Raw genomic sequence first — 14,209 nt, 5'->3', positions numbered from 1 at the left:
TTCCCGTTCAATAACCCGCGATCTCAATAACCCGCGATCTCAATAACCCGCGATTTCAATAACCGAGGGCAGCGCCATCGCCGCGCGGATCGGCGCCGCCTTCGAAGAATCCTTGATCGCGGTTGATGCGGATTGCATGGGCGTGGCCCAGATTGTCATTCCAGTCGGTGGTCATCTGGACCGGTTGCCCGCGCCGCTTGAGCTCGCGCGCGACCTCGTCCGAGATCCGCCCCTCGAGCGTCATATTGCGCGAGCGCGTGCCCCAGGTGCGGCCCATCAGCCAGCGCGGCGCCTCGATCGCCTGCTGCACGTCATAGCCGAAATCGATGATGCGGGTGACCAGCGCTGCCTGGGACTGCGGTTGCCCCTCGCCGCCCATCGATCCGTAAGCGAGATAAGGCTGGCCGTCGCGCAGCAGCATCGCGGGAATCAACGTGTGGAACGTGCGCTTGCCCGGCTGCAGGTGATTGGGATGGTTCTCGTCGAGGGCGAAAAAGGCGCCGCGGTTCTGCAGCAGGATACCGGTATCGCCGCCGGTCACGGCGCTGCCGAAATCATGATAGATCGACTGGATCAGCGACACGACCATGCCGTCGCGGTCGGCGGCGCAGAAATAGCACGTATCGCCATCCGGCGCGCGGCGTGCATGTGGCTGGGTATAAGGAATACCCGCCGGCACTTTGGCGATATCGAGCGCTCGCGCGGGATCGATCAAGCCGCGGCGCTCATCGGCATAGTCCTGGCTGATCAGGCGCGGCACCGGTATCTCCACGAAAGTCGGATCGGTCAGCCATTCCTCGCGATCGGCAAAGGCAATCTTCCGCCTCGGCCATGTGGTGATAATAATCCGCCGTGCCCTCGCCCCACGCCGCGACATCATAGCCGGCAATCAGGTTGAGGATCTGCAAAGCGGTGAATCCCTGGGTGCTGGGCGGCAGTTGATAGACGTCATAACCGCGATAACTGCCGGTGATCGGCTCGACCCATTCGGCCTGGAAAGCGGCCAAGTCATCGGCCGCCAGGGGCGAGCCCTGGGGCTGCAAGGCTGCGCAGATGCGGGTTGCAATATCGCCTTCGTAGAAGCCTTTCCTAGCGCCCTGGCTGGCAATTTGCTGGAGCGACCCGGCGAGCGCCGCCTGCACCAGGCGCTGGCCTTCGCGCGGAACGCACATGCCGGGCAGGAAGATCGCCGCGGTCTCCGGATAGGCCGCCAGGATCGGCTCGTCCTGGGGCAGCCAATCGGCGAGCGAGCGGCTGACCGCCATGCCGTCGCGTGCATAGCCGATCGCCGCATCGAACAGCCGCTCCCAGGAAACCCGGCCAAAGCGCTCATGCGCCAGGCGCCAGCCATCGATCGCGCCCGGAACGGTCAGGACGCCGAGGGGACCGCGTGCGGGTATCTCATTATCCTTGCTGCGCGGACGATAATAATCGAGCGTGGCCAGGCGGGCAGCCGGTCCGCTGGCATTGAGCCCATGCACCTGGCCGGTGCCGGGCTCGGCGATCAACCAGAAGCCATCGCCGCCCAACCCCGCCATATGGGGATAGACGACACAGAGCACCGCATTCGCGGCGATGGCGGCATCGACAGCACTACCGCCATTCTGCAACATGTTCAGCCCTGCCGCGCTGGCAAGATAATGCGGCGTCGTGACCACGCCGTTCTGCGCATATGTGGGCGGACGTCCTGTCCGGGGACCATTCGGATGACTCATAGTCGCCTCCTCCATCTCAGTACCCGAGGTAAACCGTGGCGGATGGCGTCGATGTCCGCCCGCGCTCTCTCATCCGCGAGCGGCAATGGCTCTTGCGCGAGCTACGATGTGCGATCGTCGAATTCTATGCCGACATCCCTGATCCGGTCGCCGGCGTGATTCATGTAGCGCGTCCAGACCGGCAGCAGGCCGCCGGCGACGAGGCTCAACAGGCCGATCCACCAGACCAGGCCGCCGCCGCGGGTCGCGCCGAAACTGATGATCGGAAATGAGGCGCAGAGCAATATCAGCGACAGACAATCCGCTTTCAGCTTTTTATCCATCCTGTCCTCCTCAGCGGAGCCCGTTTAGCGTATAAGAATCAGCGCCACCGTCGCCAGGCCCGTCAGCACCGCAACAACGATCGTCCAGGGAAGGGTTTTGCGCAGGACCGATCCCTCCTGGCCCTTGACGCCGGCAATACTGGTGCCCAGCACGATATTGGCCGGCGCGATCGCATTGCCATAGGCGCTGCCCGCCGCCTGGGCGGCGATCACCGTTTCCTTGGCAAGCCCGTGCAACTGCGCGACGCCACCCTGCACGCCGGCAAAGAGCACGTTCGAAGCCGTGCTGCTTGAGGTCATGAAAGCGCCCAAGGCACCAATGATGCTGGCGGCACCGGCATAGACCAAGGGTGGCGAGACCGCGGCAAGGCCATGGGCGATCGTGAGCGACTGGCCGCTATGATCGAGAATGCGGCTCGTCACCAGAAAGGCGATGACCGGCACCGAAGCGGGCACCGCATCGACCAGCAAAGCGGAGCCGATACGCTCCGGCGTGTGCCGCTGCGCCCAGGCGCGGTAATAGCCGCCTGCGCTGTAGATCAGCCAAACGATGATGGCCGTGATCAGGAGCATCGCACCGGGATGAGTGAAGGGCGCAATCGGCGAATAGCTCGCCGCCGCCGCATTGTGGATGCCATAGCCGGTCGCCACTTCCGGGAATGGCAAGCCGATCCGCACCTGGCGCAGCGCCGCGTTAAGCGGCGGGATCAACAACACGCTCAGCGTTACCGCCGTCAGAATGACATAGGGCAGGAACGACATGGCGAGGCTCATGACCGGCGGCGCCTCCTTTTGCTCGACGACCACGCGCTCCGTCATGGCCGGCCGGTCGGTGATATCGGTAATCGGATCGCGGTAGCGCGGCCAGCGCGACAAGGGGTAGAGCGACAGCAGGGCGACGGCGGCGGCCAGGAAGGTCGACAGTTCGGGACTGAACAAGGCGGCCAGAAGCTGGCCGACACCGAGGATGGTGCCGAGGATCAGCACCAGAGGCCAGGCATGGCGCAAGGCCGGACCTTTGCCATAGAGCCAGACGACGAAAAAACCGCCGAGATAGTTTGGAATGAGGATCAGGAGGGCCGATTCAAAGGCCGCCCTGGGGATATCCTCCAATTCAACGACTTGCAGGGTCGCCAGCCAGCCGACGCCGAGCGTACCGAAAAACCGGCCCCAGGCATGGGCCAGGACACCCATCGCCACCGCATAGACCGGCTTGACGCCGACGGCGATCAGCAAAGGCACGACGACGGCGACCGGCGCGCCGAAGCCGGCGATGCCTTGCAGGAAGGAGGCAAAGACCCAGCACAGCGAGAGAATGATGAACAGCTCGTTGCGGCTGAATCTGGCGATGCCTTGCCGCAGCGCGTCATAGGCCCCCGCCTGCTTGGTGACCTGATAGAGCAGCAGCGCCGGCCACATCACATAGAGGATGAAGATCGCATCCCACACGCCTTTGCCGCCAGCAACTGCCAAGGTCAGCCAGGGCGTTCGGAAGGCGGCGATGGCGACGATGGCTGCGGTGAACATCGCCATCGGCCCGGCTTCGGGGGCGCGCCATCGCAAAGGGACAAGGAAAACGAGCAGGGCGACTATCGATAAAATAGCCAGGGCCCAATGCAGGAAATCAACAGGGATCTGAACCGTCTCCCCTGCGTTCCTCCGATATATCGTCATCCCTGTGCCGCAGATGCGGAGATGCAATACTCAAGGCAGGAAACTCGAGGTCCGGAGATGCAATACTGTCTGGGAAATCCGCTGTGTATGGACTCCTTACCTAAAAATCGCACAAGTAGCAAGGATCACTACTTGTCCCTCGCGAACGCATTCAGCTGTGACGTGCAGGCGGACGGCGCGCTGGGGCGGCACGGGCGCTATTAACGTGGCCGATCCCGGTTTCCTTTTCTTACCGCCCGACCTCGATGACGCGGAGATTATTCGTCGTGCCGGCCTTGCCAAAGGGCACGCCGGCCACCACCACGACCAGGTCCGACTGATTGGCGAATCCCTCCGCCATTACCAGTTCGGATGCGCGCGCCACCATATCGTCATAGCTGGCGATATCGGCGGCTTGCACGCTATGCGCGCCCCAGAGCAGGCAAAGCCGGCGCGCCACATCGCGATCCGCCGTCACTGCCAGGATCGGCACGGCGGGCCGCTTGCGGGCGATCCGCGCCGCCGTGGTGCCGCTGGAGGTGAAAGCGACGATGGCCGGTGCGTGAATGGCTTCGGCGAGATCGGCCGCGGCCACCGCATGGGGTGCCGTCTGTTCCTCGCCCGCCTCGGTCGCCTGGAGAATGGACCGATAGAGCTTGTGATGTTCGGTGCTGCGGATGATGCGGTCCATCATCTCCACCGCCTCGCGCGGATAAAGGCCGCTCGCGGATTCCGCCGAGAGCATCACCGCATCGGCGCCGTCATAGATCGCCGTTGCCACGTCGGAGGCTTCGGCGCGGGTCGGTGTCGGCGCATTGATCATGGAATCCAGCATCTGTGTCGCAATGATCACCGGCTTCACCGCCAGGCGGCAGGCCCGCACCAGCTCCTTCTGCCGGCCCGGCACTTCCTCATGCGGGATCTCGACGCCGAGATCGCCGCGCGCCACCATGACCGCATCGGAGAGGCGGATGATGTCGTCGATCTTCTCCAGCGCCGAGGGCTTCTCGATCTTGGCGACGAGGCCGGCGCGATCGCCGATCAACCCGCGCGCCTCCAGCATATCGCCTGGCTGCTGCACGAAAGAGAGCGCCACCCAATCGACGCCCAGTTCCAGGCCGAAAGCGAGATCGGCGCGGTCCTTGGCGGTGAGCGGCGAGAGATCCAGCACCGTGCCCGGCAGGTTGACGCCCTTGCGGTTGGAGATGACGCTGCCGATCTCGACCTCCGCATCGATGTAATCGCTGCCGAGCCCGACCACCTTCACCCGCACCCGCCCGTCATCCAGCAGCAGATGATGCCCCGGCATCACCGCGGCGAAGATTTCCGGATGCGGCAGCGGAATCGCCTCCTTATCGCCCTCCGCGCCGCCGAGCACGAAGCGAATGCGCTCGCCCGGCGTGACGGAGAGCTTTCCGTCCTTGACCGTGCCGATGCGGATCTTCGGCCCCTGCAGATCCTGCAGGATACCGATCGGCCGGCCCAGCTCCTGTTCCAGCGTGCGGATGGCCGCATGCACCTTGGCATGGTCCTCATGCGTGCCATGGCTGAAATTCAGCCGGAAGGTATCGGCCCCGGCAACGAACAAGGCTTTCAACATCTCCGGCGCGGCGCTGGCGGGGCCAACGGTGGCGACGATCTTGGCACGGCGATAACGATGCATTTTCTTCCTGCCGCCGCATGGGCCGCGGCGGCTCCCTGTAATCCAGTAACGACGAACGCGGCCCACTATCGCCGAAGATGACAACCCTGTCATGCCCCGTTGCATAACGACGCCATGACAGTTTCGCGTCATGAAGCCACGGTCACCAGCCGCGCCCATGGACCCTCGGATCAAGTCCGAGGCTGACAAGCGGACTTGCCTCCACCCACTGCGATGACTGGCAACACCGCGATTACGACGCGCGACAACAGCATCGCACCACGTCAAAGCCAAACAGCGTTTTCATCAATCTGCTGGATAGTCATCGCCCCACGCCGCACCAAACAGGGTTGTCATCAATCTGCTGGATGGCCATCGCACCATGCCACACCAAATAAGGTTGTCACCCTCGGGCTTGACCCGAGGGTCCATGGCAGCGGCCAGGTACGATGTCAGATGCGGGCGAAGGGCCGGTGCAACGAGGCGACGTCTCGTCAGTCGCTGCGATGGACCCTCGGATCAAGTCCGAGGGTGACAAGCGGGGGATGGCTGGCGTTGTGCGTCATTGAGCGCGATCTATAACAGCCGGACGTCAAGCATCGCACCACGTCAAAGCCAAACAGGGTTGTCATCAACTCCTGGATGGCCATCGCACCATGCCGCACCAAACAAGGTTGTCACCCTCGGACTTGATCCGAGGGTCCATGGCAGAGGCCGAGTACGATGTGCAATGAGGCAACGTTTCGTCAGTCGCTCCGATGGACCCTCGGATCAAGTCCGAGGGTGACAAGCGAGCGTGGCATCGACATCCCGCGATGATCATCATGAAGCCCCTCCCCACCTCATCCCGGCGCAGCTTGGGGGAAACGGCGCCGGGATGAGGTCGCACCGGAGGGCAGCACCAGTGCGAAGGCGGAAAGCGTGGCGGTGGAATGCCACCGCCGGGGTGAGCGGCCACGGCACGCGCCGTGGCCGTCGATATCCGTGTCAGATATTCGAGCTGTGGATGGCGTCGATCACCGCGGCGGTGACTTCCTTGGTGGTTGCTTTGCCACCGACATCGGGGGTCAGGATGCCGGCACCCGTCACGCGCTCGACCGCCCGCATCAACCGCGCCGCGGCTTCCGCCTCGCCGAGATGATCGAGCATCTGCGCCGCCGTCCAGAAGGTGGCGACGGGATTGGCGATGCCCTTGCCGGTAATGTCGAAGGCGGAGCCGTGAATCGGCTCGAACATCGAGGGGAAGCGGCGTTCCGGATCGATATTGGCGGTCGGCGCGACACCGAGGCTGCCGGCCAGCGCGCCGGCGAGATCGGACAGAATATCGGCATGCAGGTTGGTGGCGACGATGGTGTCGAGGCTCTGCGGCTTCAGTGTCATGCGCACCGTCATCGCATCGACCAGCATCTTGTCCCAGGTGACATCGGGGAATTCCACCGCCACCTCGGCGGCGATTTCATCCCACATCACCATGCCATAGCGCTGCGCATTGGACTTGGTGACGACGGTCAGCAGCCTGCGCGGCCGCGACTGTGCCAGCCTGAAGGCATAGCGCATGATCCGCGTGACGCCGATCCGGGTGAAGATCGCGACCTCGGTGCCGACTTCCTCCGGCATGCCGCGATGGGCGCGGCCGCCATGGCCGGAATATTCGCCCTCGGAATTCTCCCGCACGATCACCCAGTCGAGATCGCCCGGGCCGACATTGCGCAAGGGCGAGGTGATGCCGGGCAGGATCTTGGTCGGCCGCACATTGGCATATTGATCGAAGCCCTGGCAGATCGGCAGGCGCAGGCCCCAGAGCGTCACGTGATCCGGCACATCCGGGGCGCCCACCGCGCCGAAATAGATGGCGTCGAATTTTTTCAGCGTGGCGAGCCCGTCGGCCGGCATCATCACGCCGTGCTTCTTGTAGTAATCCGAGCCCCAATCGAAATTCTTGAAATGGAATTTCACATCGCTCAGCCGCTTCTGCAGGCTTTCCAGCACCTGCGTACCGGCGGCGATGACCTCAGGGCCGATACCGTCCGCCGGGATTGTGGCGATCGCATATTCACGCATCTGATGGTCTCCGTTACGCGATGATTTTGATCAATGTTGAGCAGCTTGGTGGTGCATGGCCGTCCGCGCCGTACCGTTCTTGCGGCCTGCCTTGGCGAGGATCAGGGTCAGTGCCGCCGACAATATCAGCAAGCCGGCGACGAAATAGAGCCCGCCGAGGAAACTGCCCGTCACCTGCTTGATCCAGCCGATCATCGACGGCCCGACGAAGCCGCCGAGATTGCCGATTGAATTGATGGTGGCGATGCCCGCCGCCGCCGCCGGACCGGACAGAAACATCGTCGGCATGCTCCAGAGCGGCGGCTTCGAGCAGCTGATGCCGATATTGACCAAGGTCAATGCGGCCACCACCGCGATCACGCCGCCCGCCGATCCGGCGAAAACCAGCCCGACCGCCGCCAACAGGCAGGCGCCGACCACATGCCAGGTGCGCTCGCCGGTGCGGTCGGAATGGCGCGACCACAACACCATGGCCACCACCGCGATGACGGCGGGAATGGCGTTGACGAAGCCGATGCTGAGCGCGGACAGGCCGAATTGCTTGATGATCTGCGGCGCCCAGATGCCCAAAGTGTAGAGCCCGGCCGAGGTGCCGAAATAAACCAGCGACAGCGCCAGCACGCGGATATCGGCAAGGCCGCGCCAGACATTGTGGCTTGCCTGCGCACCCTTGGCCTTCTGCTCGGCCTCCATGGCGGCAACCAGCCAGTTGCGTTCGTCATCCTTCAGCCACATCGCCTTTTCCGGCCGGTCGGTGAGAATGATGAGGACGACGAAACCCAGCAGGATCGCCGGCACGGCTTCGATCAGGAACAGCCATTGCCAACCGGTAAAACCGAGCAGGCCATGCATCTGCAGCAGCGCGCCGGAAACCGGCGAGCCTAAAGCGGTCGAGAGCGGCGCCGCCGCCATGAAGATCGCCGTCACCGCCGCGCGCCGCCGCGCCGGGAACCAATAGCTGAGATAAAGGATGATGCCGGGAAAGAAGCCGGCTTCCGCCGCACCCAGCAGGAAGCGCAGCACATAGAAACTGGTGGTGCCCTGGACGAAGGCCATGGCGCCGGAAATCAGGCCCCAGGTGATCATCACCCGGGCGATCCAGATACGCGCGCCGATCTTGTGCAGAATCAGGTTGGACGGCACCTCGAACAGGAAATAGCCGAAAAAGAAGATGCCGGCGCCGAAACCGAAGACCGAGGGCGAGAAGCCGAGATCCTGGTTCATCGTCAGCGAGGCAAAGCCGATATTCACCCGGTCGATGAAGGCGATGAAGTAAAGCAGCATCACGAAGGGCACGATGCGCCAGGTGATCTTGCGCAGGACCCGCTTCTGCAAGGGATCGGCGTCCAAGGCTTCGGCCCGCACTGAATTGGATGTCGGCGACTTGGACACGCTGCCTCCCCGGCTTGTTATGACGATCGCAATTCTTCTGCTGCCGCGCCCCTGCTGAGGACGGATGGGAAAGCTAGGGCGGAAAACACCGTCACCTCAATTGGCATGGGTTTATACAAAAAAATGATATAATCTCCGCCTCTCTCGAAACCTTGCACGCAAAACTAAACCAGCCGGAAGGATCGTTTGATGGATTTGCACCAGCTCCGCTGCTTCCTGGCGGTGGCGGAGGAACTGCATTTCGGCCGCGCGGCGCAGCGTCTCGGCATGCTGCCCTCGGCGCTCGGCCGCCATATCCGGCTGCTGGAGGAAGATCTCGGCACCCGCCTGCTCGCCCGCACCACCCGCAATGTCGCTTTGACCGAGGATGGTGCCGCCTTGCGTGACGAGGCCCGCGGGCTGCTCGATCAGGCCGATACCCTGGCGGCACGGTTCCGGGCGCACAGCCGCAGCCAGGCGAGCAGCCTGCGGGTCGGCGCCATCGACAGCGCCGCCGCCGGGCTGCTGCCTTTGCTGTTGCATGATTTTCGCGAAGCCCATCCGGAGATCGCCGTGCAGTTGTTGGAAGACAAGAGCATCCGCCTGCTGCCGCGCCTGCTCTCCGGCCGGCTCGATCTCGCTTTCGTGCGGCCGCCGGAACATCCGGACGCGGCGCTGGATTTCTTCTTCCTCTTCTATGAAAGCGCCGTCGTTGCCGTGCCCAAGAGCCATCGCCTGGCGCGGCGCGAGAAACTTTCGATCCAGGATCTCGCCGAGGAGCCGCTGATCGTGCCGGAGCGCCGCTCGCGCCCCCATAGCCACGATCTCACCATCAAGCTCTTCACCGAAGCCGGGCTGCAGGCGCAGATCGCCCAGGTCGCCGAGGAGAAGCAGACCATCGTCAATCTGGTGGCGGCCGAACTCGGCGTCGCCATCGTGCCGCGCTGGACCGCGCGCATGGCGACCAAGGGTGTCCGCTATATCCCGCTCAAAGCCAGCGGCGCCCTTGCCATGAACAAACTCCCCCTCGCCGCCGCCTGGCCCCGCGGCTCCCGCGATCCCTTGCGCGATGACATGCTCGCCGTCCTGCAACGCAATCTCGCCGCCTATGCCGAACAGGCATGAGGGGGATCACGCCGCCAACAACAACGTCGTTTGCTTTGCTGCCAATGGTCATCGCACGACGTCGATCGCAAACTCGCTTGTCACACCCGGACTAGGTCCGAGGGTCCATGGTCGAGGCCCCCGGGATCGTCAACCTTGCTGGGGCTAATCATTCACGACGCAGGCAACAAACTCGCTTGTCACCCTCGGACTTGATCCGAGGGTCCATGGTCGAGGCCGGACAGAACGTCGGATAGATGCGACCGATCCGGTAGAAGCCCGGCAATATTCATCAGCCGCGCCGATGGACCCTCGGGTCAAGCCCGAGGGTGACAACCTTGCTTGTGGCAACCGGTATGCAACGAATATTGATGACAAGCGGCAATGGCACCGACATCCTGCACGGATCGTCAAGCTTGCTGGGGTTGAGCATCGCATAACGCTGGCGGCAAACTCGCTTGTCACCCTCGGATTTGATCCAAGGGTCCATAGTCGAGGCCGGACAGAACCCCCGATAGGTGCGACCGATCCGGTAGAAGCCCGGCAATGTTCATCAGCCGCGCCGATGGACCCTCGGGTCAAGCCCGAGGGTGACGATCTTGCTTGTGGCAACCGATGTGCGACGAACATCGATGACAAGCAGCAATAGCACCGCCATCCCTGCACGGATCGTCAAGCTTGCTGGGGTTGAGCATCGCATAACGCGAGCAACAAACCCGCTTGTCACCCTCGGACTTGATCCGAGGGTCCATGGTCGAGGCCGGAGAGAACGTCGGATAGATGCGACCGATCCGGTAAAAGCCCGGCAATATTCATCAGCCGCGCCGGTGGACCCTCGGGTCAAGCCCGAGGGTGACAATCTTGCTTGTGGCAACCGGTGTGCAACGAACATTGATGACAAGCGGCAATGGCACCGAGATCCTGCCTGGGATCGTCACCCTTGCTGGGCCGATTATCGCATAACGCTGGCAGCAAATCCGCTTGTCACCCTCGGACTTGATCCGAGGGTCCATCGTTGAGGCCGCTTGATGCCCGATAAAGCTGAAAAACCGCCCGGCCGCCACTATCACGCTGCCGCGCGCTGCTCTTCCCGGGCCGCTTTCCACACATCGCGCGCCGCATCGGCGTTCATGGCGGCGATGCCCAGCCCCACGATCAGATCGGGCCAGGCCGAGCGCCACAGGAAGCCGGTCACCAATCCCGCGCCGACGATCGCCACATTCGCGATCGCGTCGTTGCGGGCCGACAGGAAAGCCGCCTTGGTCAGGCTTCCGCCGTGGTGACGGAACCGGGCAAGCAGGAGGGCGCAACCGGAATTGACAAGGAGAGCCCCCAGGCCGGTCAAGGACAGCGCAACCGGCTCCGGCGCAACCGGTGCCATGAACTTTTGCCAGGCGGTCCAGATCGTTGCGATTGCCGGCACAAGCAAGATCATCGCCAAGGCCATGCCGAGCCGGGCGCGCGACCGCAAGGACCAGCCGAGCGCCATCAGGATCAATAAATTGACCGCGGCATCTTCCAGGAAATCGACTGAATCCGCGAACAGCGAGACCGATCCGATGGCGAGCGCGACGGCAAACTCCACGCCGAAATAAGCGAGGTTGGCGAGCATGACGATCGCCACCGCCCGCCGCAGGGCTGCGCTGCCTATATCCGCATCGGAAATATCCAAGTTACCGCACCCAACGCATCCGCGATTTAATCACGGATACAGTACTATAGGGAGCGGAAGGGAAACAGATATCATTCCCGCTGGAAACTGGCGCGATACTGCGCCGGCGAGACCCCGAGGCGTTTGGCAAAGACGATGCGCATGCGGTCGGGATTGCTGAAGCCGCTGTGATAGGCGACCGCCTTCAAGGCAAGATCGCTGCCTTCCAGCAAATTGCGCGCCACATCGACCCTGGCGCGTTCGATGAATTCATGCGGCGTGACGCCCGTCTCCTCGACGAATTGCCGGGCGAAATTGCGCGGGCTCATGCCGGCGATTTCGGCCAGCTTCTCGACCGGGAAGGCATCGGCGATATGTTCCATTACATGGGCCTGCACCCGGGCGATGGGCGAGCCGTCCTTGGCCGGCGCCGTGAGGAAGGGGCTGAACTGCGATTGCCCGCCCTGGCGCTGTGCCACGACGACAAGGCGCTTCGCCACTTTCAGCGACACCTGGGGACCATGATCCTCGGCCACCAAAGCGAGCGCCAGGTCGATCCCCGCCGTCACCCCGGCCGAGGTGACGAGGCGGCCGTCGCGCAGATAGATGCGGTCGTAATCCACCTTGGCCTCGGGGAAGCTTTCGGCCAGGCGCGCGGCATTCTGCCAATGGGTGGTGACATTGTGGCCGTCCAGCAATCCGGCATGACCGAACAAGAATGCGCCGGTGCAGATGGACCCATAGAGGCTGCATTGCGGCGCCGCCCCGGCCAGCCAGTCGCAAAGCACGTCATCGCGCGCTGCGCCCGGCAAAGCCGGACCGCCGGCGGCAAGCAGCACGTCGTAATTTTGTTGCGCCTCGTCAAAGCCGCGATCCGCCGCCATGCGCATGCCGTTGGACGCCCGGATCGGCTTTTCATCCTTGGCCAGCAGCAGCGTCTCGTAATGATCCGGCTGGGGCAGGAAGTTGTTGGCCTCGGCAAAGACATCGACCGGCCCTGCGACATCCAGCGCCTGCACGCCTTCATGAATGATGATGGCAACCTGTTTGCGCGGCATCTTCCGTTCTCTTGCTGTCACCCCCTATCTGCATAGACGGATTCAACCCTTCCGACAATGATACGCGCGACGGTCCGTCGGCGACATCGCCATCGCCCACGCGACATTGCCCCTGCGATATCCGCCATCGGGCCATTGCCTGGGCGAGATGGCCGCCAACAACGAAACGACGAGTGGCGATGCAACAGGCGCTGAACAATCATTGGTTTGCAAGGACCCGCGCCCTGCGGAAGGCGGCGTCCGCAAAAAGCGGATTCACGAAGAAACGCGATTGAAGCGCAGGGAAAAGAATGCGACAGTTCGGCGTTTCATCCTACACCGCCTCTGCAGATATCCGGGCGATCCGCTTCGGGTGTTCGTTCCGGCTTAGCGGTCCCGGCAGAAAAGCGCGTGCCATTGGCAGAATGCGGTGGTGCGGTTCCGTTGCCGAAACCCGGGTGAAACGCGATCATCAGCTCATCGGATCACGGCGCAAATACGGCGCAAACTGATCCCTAGAGACGGAGAAAGCTGATGAAAAACCCATCTCGTTTTGCCTCCTCCCAAGCCGGATCGTCTGAGCGGGATCTCTGGACATCTGCCCAGCCCGGCTGGCCCGATCAGCGCGAACCGGTCGAGCGCGACGCCGTGCGCCACCGCGAAGATCAACTCGACAATGCGCTGGCAGAAAGTTTTCCAGCCAGCGACCCGATCGCCTGCTATCGCTGCAACTGACGTTCTCAAGACTGATGACCGATCACACCCCTTAACGATTACCGCGCTGCCCCGCGCCTGGGTGACCGGCCTTCAGCCAATATTCACAACTGACAAAAAGGAGAGACTGACATGACCGAGACCATCGCTGGCATTCGCGTTCCCGACAGTGCGCTGGCCCGTGCCGCCACCCAATTGGTGCGCGATACCGAATCCGATCTGCTCTATCACCATTCGCGCCGCGTGTTTTTATGGGGCGCCCTGACAGGTGAACGCAAGAAACTGAAGTATGATCCTGAATTGCTTTACATGGGCGCGATGTTCCACGACATGGGCCTCACCGCAAAATATAGCAGCCCCGAGTTCCGCTTCGAGGTTGACAGCGCCAATACCGCCCGCGACTTCCTGAAGAGCCATGGTGTCGGCGAACAGGAAATCCAGGAGGTCTGGACCGCCATCGCCCTGCATACGACGCCGGGCGTGCCGGAACATATGAGCGCCAATATCGCCCTGGTCACGGCCGGCGTCGAGATGGATGTGATGGGCATTGCCTATCAGGATTTCTCGCAGCAGCAGCGGGATCATGTGTGCGAGCATCATCCGCGCGGCAACAATTTTAAGGAAAATATCATCGAGGCCTTCAAGGACGGCTTCATCAAGAAGCCCTTGAGCACCTTCGGCACCGTCAACGCGGATGTGCTGGCGCTCAAGGATCCGACTTATCGCCGTCTCAATTTTTGCAGTATCATCCGCGGCTCCGACTGGGCAAGCTGACCGCAAGGGGCTGGCCGGGAGATAGAACAGGTGCCATGCCGGGCGGCGCAGTCGCTGCCGCCCGCATGGAAGACGTCCGACAAATGTAACACATGCCTGAGAGGGACAGGTACCATGGCCAAAAATCCAGACACGAACAAGGCTCCGGGATTGACCAACGCGAC

10 protein-coding genes and 1 pseudogene are annotated in these 14,209 nt (G+C 62.9%); 3 read left to right on the top strand and 8 right to left on the bottom strand.

What is annotated here, in order from left to right; genetic code table 11:
- Positions 1-55 precede the first annotated feature (55 nt).
- From ggt to SMD27_RS17950, 6 genes and pseudogenes are all read right to left on the bottom strand, one after another.
- A pseudogene (gene ggt, locus SMD27_RS17975) lies at positions 56-1,613 on the bottom strand (gamma-glutamyltransferase).
- Positions 1,614-1,816: 203 nt separating this feature from the next.
- The gene (locus SMD27_RS17970; RefSeq protein WP_320509810.1) at positions 1,817-2,038 is read right to left on the bottom strand and encodes a hypothetical protein; all 222 of its coding nucleotides are present in this window, start codon (positions 2,036-2,038) and stop codon (positions 1,817-1,819) included.
- A gap of 24 nt (positions 2,039-2,062) precedes the next feature.
- Positions 2,063-3,712: an L-lactate permease gene (locus tag SMD27_RS17965; RefSeq protein WP_320509809.1), complete on the bottom strand. Its 1,650-nt coding sequence runs from the start codon at positions 3,710-3,712 to the stop codon at positions 2,063-2,065.
- Positions 3,713-3,941: 229 nt separating this feature from the next.
- Positions 3,942-5,354 (bottom strand): pyruvate kinase, encoded by a 1,413-nt coding sequence (gene pyk / locus SMD27_RS17960; protein WP_320509808.1) that lies wholly within the window; start codon positions 5,352-5,354, stop codon positions 3,942-3,944.
- A 966-nt stretch (positions 5,355-6,320) separates the two neighbouring features.
- Positions 6,321-7,394 carry a tartrate dehydrogenase gene (locus SMD27_RS17955; RefSeq protein ID WP_320509807.1) on the bottom strand — a complete coding sequence of 358 codons (1,074 nt, stop codon included), beginning with the start codon at positions 7,392-7,394 and terminating at the stop codon, positions 6,321-6,323.
- A gap of 30 nt (positions 7,395-7,424) precedes the next feature.
- Positions 7,425-8,786 (bottom strand): MFS transporter, encoded by a 1,362-nt coding sequence (locus SMD27_RS17950; RefSeq protein WP_320509806.1) that lies wholly within the window; start codon positions 8,784-8,786, stop codon positions 7,425-7,427.
- Between the two features lie 189 nt (positions 8,787-8,975).
- Between SMD27_RS17950 and SMD27_RS17945 the strand changes: the two genes are divergently transcribed.
- On the top strand, positions 8,976-9,890 hold the full coding sequence (locus tag SMD27_RS17945; protein WP_320509805.1) for a LysR family transcriptional regulator: 915 nt from the start codon (positions 8,976-8,978) through the stop codon (positions 9,888-9,890).
- Between the two features lie 1,045 nt (positions 9,891-10,935).
- Here SMD27_RS17945 and SMD27_RS17940 read toward each other — a convergent pair.
- Both SMD27_RS17940 and SMD27_RS17935 read right to left on the bottom strand, forming a co-directional pair.
- Complete coding sequence (locus tag SMD27_RS17940; RefSeq protein ID WP_320509804.1) at positions 10,936-11,541, bottom strand: cation transporter; 606 nt, start codon at positions 11,539-11,541, stop codon at positions 10,936-10,938.
- 71 nt (positions 11,542-11,612) lie between these two features.
- Positions 11,613-12,578, bottom strand: coding sequence for a GlxA family transcriptional regulator (locus SMD27_RS17935; RefSeq protein ID WP_320509803.1), 966 nt, complete (start codon positions 12,576-12,578; stop codon positions 11,613-11,615).
- A gap of 513 nt (positions 12,579-13,091) precedes the next feature.
- Between SMD27_RS17935 and SMD27_RS17930 the strand changes: the two genes are divergently transcribed.
- Positions 13,092-13,292, top strand: a complete 201-nt coding sequence (locus SMD27_RS17930) for a hypothetical protein (RefSeq protein ID WP_320509802.1) — start codon at positions 13,092-13,094, stop codon at positions 13,290-13,292.
- A 111-nt stretch (positions 13,293-13,403) separates the two neighbouring features.
- Positions 13,404-14,045, top strand: a complete 642-nt coding sequence (locus SMD27_RS17925; protein WP_320509801.1) for an HD domain-containing protein — start codon at positions 13,404-13,406, stop codon at positions 14,043-14,045.
- Positions 14,046-14,209 lie beyond the last annotated feature (164 nt).

This window comes from Dongia soli (assembly GCF_034044715.1).
GTDB lineage: Bacteria > Pseudomonadota > Alphaproteobacteria > Dongiales > Dongiaceae > Dongia_B > Dongia_B soli.
This window is presented reverse-complemented; position numbering and strand designations above follow the sequence as displayed.

Excerpts from the sequence above, each read along its gene's own strand:
- SMD27_RS17970 (WP_320509810.1), bottom strand. The coding sequence starts at position 2,038 with ATGGATAAAAAGCTGAAAGCGGATTGTCTGTCGCTGATATTGCTCTGC.
- SMD27_RS17965 (WP_320509809.1), bottom strand. The coding sequence starts at position 3,712 with ATGACGATATATCGGAGGAACGCAGGGGAGACGGTTCAGATCCCTGTT.
- pyk (WP_320509808.1), bottom strand. The coding sequence starts at position 5,354 with ATGCATCGTTATCGCCGTGCCAAGATCGTCGCCACCGTTGGCCCCGCC.
- SMD27_RS17955 (WP_320509807.1), bottom strand. The coding sequence starts at position 7,394 with ATGCGTGAATATGCGATCGCCACAATCCCGGCGGACGGTATCGGCCCT.
- SMD27_RS17945 (WP_320509805.1), top strand. The coding sequence starts at position 8,976 with ATGGATTTGCACCAGCTCCGCTGCTTCCTGGCGGTGGCGGAGGAACTG.
- SMD27_RS17935 (WP_320509803.1), bottom strand. The coding sequence starts at position 12,578 with ATGCCGCGCAAACAGGTTGCCATCATCATTCATGAAGGCGTGCAGGCG.
- SMD27_RS17930 (WP_320509802.1), top strand. The coding sequence starts at position 13,092 with ATGAAAAACCCATCTCGTTTTGCCTCCTCCCAAGCCGGATCGTCTGAG.
- SMD27_RS17925 (WP_320509801.1), top strand. The coding sequence starts at position 13,404 with ATGACCGAGACCATCGCTGGCATTCGCGTTCCCGACAGTGCGCTGGCC.